At 61.7% G+C, this 6,665-nt stretch carries 7 protein-coding genes and 1 tRNA gene; all 8 read left to right on the forward strand.

Annotated features, from left to right (window positions below; genetic code table 11):
- Positions 1 to 17 precede the first annotated feature (17 nt).
- The 8 genes from P3L18_RS19190 (at position 18) to P3L18_RS19225 (ending at position 6,452) form a co-directional block, all read left to right on the forward strand.
- Positions 18 to 776, forward strand: coding sequence for a hypothetical protein (locus P3L18_RS19190; protein WP_253194018.1), 759 nt, complete (start codon positions 18 to 20; stop codon positions 774 to 776).
- A 184-nt stretch (positions 777 to 960) separates the two neighbouring features.
- Positions 961 to 1,305 carry an Lsr2 family protein gene (locus P3L18_RS19195; RefSeq protein WP_006367728.1) on the forward strand — a complete coding sequence of 115 codons (345 nt, stop codon included), beginning with the start codon at positions 961 to 963 and terminating at the stop codon, positions 1,303 to 1,305.
- 101 nt (positions 1,306 to 1,406) lie between these two features.
- Positions 1,407 to 2,207 (forward strand): thioredoxin domain-containing protein, encoded by an 801-nt coding sequence (locus P3L18_RS19200; protein ID WP_238534722.1) that lies wholly within the window; start codon positions 1,407 to 1,409, stop codon positions 2,205 to 2,207.
- 106 nt (positions 2,208 to 2,313) lie between these two features.
- A tRNA-Ala gene (locus P3L18_RS19205) sits at positions 2,314 to 2,389 on the forward strand.
- 404 nt (positions 2,390 to 2,793) lie between these two features.
- A complete protein-coding gene (locus P3L18_RS19210) occupies positions 2,794 to 3,114 on the forward strand; it encodes a hypothetical protein (RefSeq protein WP_276114924.1) in 321 nt (106 codons plus the stop codon).
- A 50-nt stretch (positions 3,115 to 3,164) separates the two neighbouring features.
- Positions 3,165 to 4,775, forward strand: a complete 1,611-nt coding sequence (locus P3L18_RS19215; RefSeq protein ID WP_276114925.1) for an AAA family ATPase — start codon at positions 3,165 to 3,167, stop codon at positions 4,773 to 4,775.
- Positions 4,775 to 6,094 carry an ATP-dependent helicase gene (locus P3L18_RS19220; RefSeq protein WP_276114926.1) on the forward strand — a complete coding sequence of 440 codons (1,320 nt, stop codon included), beginning with the start codon at positions 4,775 to 4,777 and terminating at the stop codon, positions 6,092 to 6,094. The genes P3L18_RS19215 and P3L18_RS19220 overlap by 1 nt, the downstream gene beginning before the upstream one ends.
- Before the next feature lie 19 nt (positions 6,095 to 6,113).
- Entirely contained in the window at positions 6,114 to 6,452 is a 339-nt protein-coding gene (locus P3L18_RS19225) for a 3'-5' exonuclease (RefSeq protein WP_276114927.1), read from the forward strand.
- The last annotated feature ends 213 nt before the right edge of the window (positions 6,453 to 6,665 follow it).

Consider the following 6,665-nt stretch of genomic DNA (forward strand, 5'->3'; position numbering starts at 1 on the left):
CGCGATGGTCGCGCCGCGTGTCGATATCAATGGCCGCGATCGGGATCGTCCTCCTCGGCGCCGGCGCGACGGCATGCTCGCTGTCGGGCGGCAACGGTCCGTCCCAGATCGTGCTGCCGCCGACCGATCAGCTGACCACCGAGTCCGATGCCCCGAGCACATCGACGACAACCGCCTCGATCACCAACACCGCCACCGAATTACCGGATTGGAGTATTGGCCGGGTGGTCTCGCTCGCACCGCGCGCCGATAATTCCAATTATCACGACGGCGCCACCGGCTCGACGGATCCGCTGCAAGAAACGTCGGGATTTCACTTCTCCACCCCCGACCGCAACCTCAGTTGTTCCACCGGCACCAATGGGCGGGCCACGTTGGCATGCCGCATCAACAACGCAGCTGCGAACGGCACTCCCCCGGCATCGGAGCCATCGAGCTGTCAATGGGCAGCAAACCTGATCACCCTGGGCGCCGACGGCCCCACTCACGGCGCCTGCTCCAACGAGTATCCGGTGCTCTATCGCAGTTCGATTGTCGACTTCGGGACGACGATCGCCATCGGTCGATTCCAGTGTCTGGTCTCGCCGTCGGGCACGTATTGCCTCGAGTCGACGTCCGACACCGGATTCGCAGTCACCTCAACGGGTTATCGCAAGATCTACGCGAACGAGCGCGCACCGCAGTCGCTTCTCGGGCTCGACGACACTGACTCCACCGACGCCGACGGCACTCCGTCCGACACTGATGAACCGTCGAATCCCGCACCACCAAGCTGAGGATTCCTTCACGTTTTTCGCCGATTTTCGGCGTCTGTTGAGTGAGTGATTCTTTCAGGTTTCTCTTATTCGATTCCGGCTACCATACGGCTACGCCCCCCACATTCTGGGCAGTGCCGACATTTCGGTGACGCCCGGCAGCCGTCATTCAGGGCGGGCAGAAGTGAAGGCTCTGGAGGTCCACATGGCAAAGGTTCAATCGGTCGAGATCGTCGACGACATCGACGGCAAGATTCTCGACGAATACGAGACCGTTCGTTGGTCGATCGACGGCAAGGATTACGAGTTCGACACCTCGGCACGCCACGCTCAGCAATTCCGCGACGCGGTGGCCCGATACATCGAGGTGTCGCGCACCGCTGGTTCGGCCCGCAAGCCGGCCGCCAAGCGCGCCACGAGCGGCGCGGGCACCCGCAGCAAAGAGCAGACGCAGGCCATCCGCAAGTGGGCAACCAAGAACGGGTTCGAGGTCAGCGACCGGGGCCGTATTCCGGCCAACGTGCTCGAGGCCTTCGAAGCGGCTCACTGACCCACCCTCTGCCGCCGTGCAGCGACGCCTGCCGACGCTCGACGCGGCCCTGGCCGAACGCTCGGCTCGCTCGTTGGTGACCACCCGTTACAGTCGAGTGCGTGACTGAGCGGCGCAAGACCTCGAACGCCTCGCGCGCGAAGCCCTCGGCCGCGTCGTCGCGGAAATCCGCCACCTCGACGCCGTCCGGCCATCAGCCCCGGTCGACCTCCAGCAAGGCGACCTATGTGCTTGTCGGCGTCGCTGTGGTGGCAGTGGCGGCGCTGGTCATCCTCGGCTTCGTCTGGAACGCGAACAAGAAGGACCTGGGGCCGGTCAGCGATACCGTGCTCAACGAGAACGCCGCGCTGATCGTGGGTGAACCCGCCGCCCCGACCACCATCGATGTGTTCGAGGACTTCCTCTGCCCGGTGTGCCAGCAGTTCGAGAAGCAGTCCGGCCAGCCGATCATCGATGCCGTCAATTCCGGCAAGCTCCGGGTGCGCTATCACATGCTGACGTTCCTCAACTCGAGGTCGGCGTCGGGTGACTACTCCGAACGCGCCGCGGGAGCCCTGCAATGTGTCGGTGACGCCAAGGACCCAGCGCTGTTCTTCCGATTCCACACCGCGCTGTTCGTCGATCAGCCCAAGGAGAACGGCGACTCCGACCACTCCAACGCCCAGCTGGCGCAAATCGCCGCCGCGCAGGGAGCCGCTCCCCCGACGCAACAGTGCATCGCCACCGGCGCCAAGCTCGCCGAGGCAAAGCAGGCTGCAGCACAGTCGCGCACTCAACTCGAAAAGGCCATGGAAACCACGGCAGTGGGCACCCCGACGGTGTTGCTGAACGGAGAGCCGGTCAACGGGATCACCGACGGCCCGGGGTGGCTGACGGCCATTCTGACCAAGGAGACCGAGTGAACCACTGCCCTCCGAGACCGCGTCGCTGACAAGGCGATTTGTTTACCGTTCACGCGATGGTGTAACTTCGCCAGTGCCCATTTCGAGGGGCGAGAGAACAGAATACGGGGCTATGGCGCAGCTGGTAGCGCACCACACTGGCAGTGTGGGGGTCAGGGGTTCGAGTCCCCTTAGCTCCACCATAGAAACCCCTCCGACCTGCGTCGAAGGGGTTTCTTATTCCCGGGGGGGTAGCCCGCCTCAGAGTCAGAGTGGGCCCGAGAGGTTTCAGTGGGCCATCGCTGGACCACCAGGTTCACAACCGAGCGTTGGCGAACAGCAAACGGCCGTGGTGTGGTGTTTGAAGAACGCGGCGAGCATGCAGCTCTCTGCTGCAGCCGCTTGCGAGTCGGGTGTCACCCGCCATCCGACGAGCAGGTCGGCGTGGTCCGCGAGATGCCACACGCGACGGCCACCCGGGAGGTCGGTGTCCGGTGGTCGGGCGGAAGTGCGTTCGTTCGCGATCACAGTCCAGTCCGAACTCAAGACGAGTTACCTCATGCCGGCCGTCACGGACGCCTGATCTACAAGCAAGTATCCGCCTTTCGTGCAGCCTTCGCGATCGTCGGTTGAAGACGTCGATGCGGGATACGTGTCTAACAAGTTCCCGATTTTCACGCCGAAGGACGGCCTCTATGACGACGCAGTTCTGCTGGCCTACCTGATGCAAGTTCTGAGCTCACCCTCATCGTTGGCAGGGATTAGCGCTGCGTCACAGGCCTCGACGAAAACCAGCCGCAATCGACTCGGCCAGACAGCGCTGCTTAAGATGCAAGTTCAGTTGCACAGGATGACCAGCCTCGTGACGGCGCTGAATGCGGCTGACGCGCTGCGGGACAACCTCGAGCCCGTGGGTGACTCACCGTAATCCCTGCGGGATGCGTTCGGTGGGCTGATGGTCCCGGACGAGGAGTAAGCATGAAGCTTCAGCGAATCCGCGTCGAGAACTATCGGCGCCTGCAGGATTTCGAGATCGGGGTCCGGGAGCACCTGGTACTCGTCGGCGCGAACGACGTCGGAAAGTCGTCGCTGCTCCGGGCGGTCGACCATGCACTTCGGGCGAGCGTTGCTCAGCTGTATGCCAACATCACGGTTGACGACTTTCGTGACGCCACAGAGCCGCTCATCATCGAGATCGAACTCACGGACTTCGGTCAGGACGAGCGCGCGTACTTCCCGGACGAGATCTACGTCGACCCACAGACCTCCGCGACGTCGCTCACCATCCAGCTTCGCGCGGAGGCCGATGACAAGGGCTCGCTGACGATCCAACGGATCGCTCCGTTCGGCGGCACAGGACGGCAGATCTCTCGTGATCAGCTTGATGGCCTCGGGTGGAAGTTCCTCAGCGCCACAGCTTCCACGCGCGACATCCGTGAAGATCGTCACTCAGCCGTCGACGACCTGTTGCGAGCTATCGAGCTTGGCGATGAGCAGAAGGCATTCCTTGCGGTCGCCGAGCAGTTTCAGGTTCAGCTTGACGGCTCGAAACGGCTTGAAGCGCTTCGTGGTCGCCTTGCTGGACAGTTATCCAAGGCGTTGCCTGCGCGACTCGATGCCGGCGACTTAACGTTCGTAAGCGGTGCTGCTGCCACGGAGGATGTGCTCAACGACGTTCGGCTCCAGATCACCAAGGAGGGTGAGCGTCACGATCTATCGGAGCAGTCCGACGGAACTCGCGCGCTGTTCGCGATCGCACTCTATGACTTGATGACGGTAGGCGCTCATGTCGTCGGCATTGACGAGCCGGAGATTCACCTCCACCCCACATCGCAGCGAAGTCTGGCGCGGCTGCTTCGGTCGAGCTCAAGTCAGAAGGTACTCGCCACCCACTCCTCCGACATTGTGGGTGCGTTCGATCCCGATTCGATCGTCGTTGTGCGTAGGGGCGGAGATGTGGTGCAACCCCAAGAAGGGTTCATGTCTGACGACGAGAAGACCTTCGTTCGCTGGTGGGTGCGCGACCGGCTCGAGCCACTTACCGCAAAGCGTGTGATCGCCGTCGAGGGGATATCCGATCGAATCATCTTAGAACGTGCCGCCGAGCTAACGGATCGTCACCTTGATCGCCTCGGAGCCTGCGTGCTCGAAGCCCGCGGGGCGAACGAGATGGCACCCATTGACAAGCTGTTCGGTGCCACTGGCTTCGATATTCCCATGTCCCTCCTTATCGACAAGGATGCCGAGCAGGCAACCGCTGAGAAGTTCGGCGTCTCTGTCGACGATTTGCCAGGTCGTTCCGTGTGGGTATCGGACGCAGACCTGGAAGACGAGTACGTCGAGGCGCTTGGTCCCCAGGTCGTTTGGGACGCAATTTCCAACGGCGGACACTTCGCGCCGAATCAACTGTCGATATGCGCAGCAACCGGTGCGGGGGGTATGCGAACCGCTGCTGACGTCGCGGGGTTCTGTCGACGGAAAAGTGACTTCAAGGTACGGGCCGCGCTGTCAGTGGCGCCGGTCCTCACAGAGGCCACGGCACGAAAGATCGTAAGTGTCGAGTCACTCCTGAACGAGATCGCGAACTGATGCTAGAACCGACTGCATCGCAGATTCAGATTCGCGACCATACTGCTCGCGACCTGCTCGTCATCGCACCTGCCGGATGCGGAAAGACGGAAGCGCTCGCTCTCCGAGTCCAGGGGCTCCTGCAAAGACACGATATTGTTGCGCCTCAGAAGGTACTGGTCGTCACGTTCTCGAATCGGGCGAGGGACAACATCCGCGAGCGACTTCGGTCATACCTGGGGACCGGACAATTACGGAACTATGTCTCGGTCGTGAACTTCCACGGTTTGTCTGCACGGATCTTCAAGGCGCACGCGAACGTCATTGGTTTGTCACCTGATCTGGCAATTCCAGAGAGTGATTGGGTATCCACCGAGTGCCGTCGCCGGAACTTTGACTTCCCGGTAGCGAATCGAGTCAAGGATGCACTCCGCGTAGCGAAGCAGGAGATGCGAACTGACGCGGAAGTGGAGGAGTTCCTGTCGACGAACCGTGAGATGGCCGCCTTGCAGCTGGAGCGAGATCGAATCGACAGCGAACGGCTGACCTATGATGATCTGCCTCGCGTCGCCGAACTCATTCTTGCGGTCGAACCAGTTGCAGAGTTGTACCGGTCGCACTTCGGGGCGGTCATCGTCGATGAGTTCCAAGACTTGACGCCGCAACAGCTCCGCATCGTTCATCGGATCGGCTACGGCCGCACGACCTACGGTGGGGATCTTGCGCAAGGCATCTACGGGTTTGCAGGGGCGAACCCAGCTACGATTCACGTGGTGATTCGTGAGGAGTGTTCGGAAGTAGTCGAGTTCGCCGAATCCCACAGGTCGTCGCCCGCGGTGCTCGGAGCAGTGAACTCATTGATCCCTCTGACCAGTGGCACCGAGCTCACGTCCGCGGATCCCGCATCGTGGCCGCACGGCGGACTATTCGCTATCGCATCTTTCTCGACTGCGGAGGTGGAAGCGGAGCGAGTGGCGAAGCTGGCGAACAGGATTGCAGGACAGGCGCCAGGCCACCGGATAGCGATCATGGCACGTACCGTCCCGCGCCGCCGCTTCGTAGAAGCCGCCTTATCTGAGGTTGGGGTGGAGTTCCTCCGCTGGGATGACGGCGTACTTGACACCGACACCGCACGAGTAATCCGCGCCATGCTGAGCAAGTTCGACGTCGACGGGTACAACGCTGCAACCGACAAGGTCGAGTATCTTCGCCTCGCATCAGGGCTTAAGACCATAGCCGATGCAGCAACCCGGGAGAGCGTCGTCGACGCGCTCGGCTGGTGTTACGAACAGCTGCGTGAGGGCGCCCGAGGACATGCGCTCGCGGATCCGAGTCGGTGACGAGTCGACGCTCGTTACCATGCCAGGAATACACGTTCTCACTGGTCATATCGGCAAGGGGCAACAGTTCGACTGGGCGATCATTATCGGTGCCGAGGACGGAGCGATCCCCGATTTTCGCGCGAAGACTCCGGAGCTGCAGGCTGAAGAGGCGCGAGTGCTTTCCGTCATGATCTCAAGAGCGCGCCACGGTGCCATAATCACCTACGCTCGGGACGTAGAGGCCCAAACCGGGAAGCGTATACGTCGGGAAGAGTCGCCCTTCTTCACGCAGTTGACGACAGCGAACCCCCTCTGTGGTCCGGCGATACGCGAGTGGCTTGATGCGGCTGATTGGACGGCGATCGCTGCTCGATGAACGTGCCTGGTCCCGTGTAAGGGCTGTCGTGGACAGCAGACTTGTCAGAGGCTCCGGGTACGGTCCGACGCAAGAAGATGTCGACCTCGAAGGAGCGATCATGTCGCCAGCTCACTACGACTTCCCCGTGGCGGTCTCTCAACTGAAGATGCCGGACTTGACGAGGCTCATCGAAAGTGCTCAGTGATGCTCATCGAATCTGCTCACTTGTGA

The sequence above is a fragment of the Gordonia sp. N1V genome, from assembly GCF_029269935.1.
GTDB classification, from domain to species: Bacteria; Actinomycetota; Actinomycetes; order Mycobacteriales; family Mycobacteriaceae; genus Gordonia; species Gordonia polyisoprenivorans.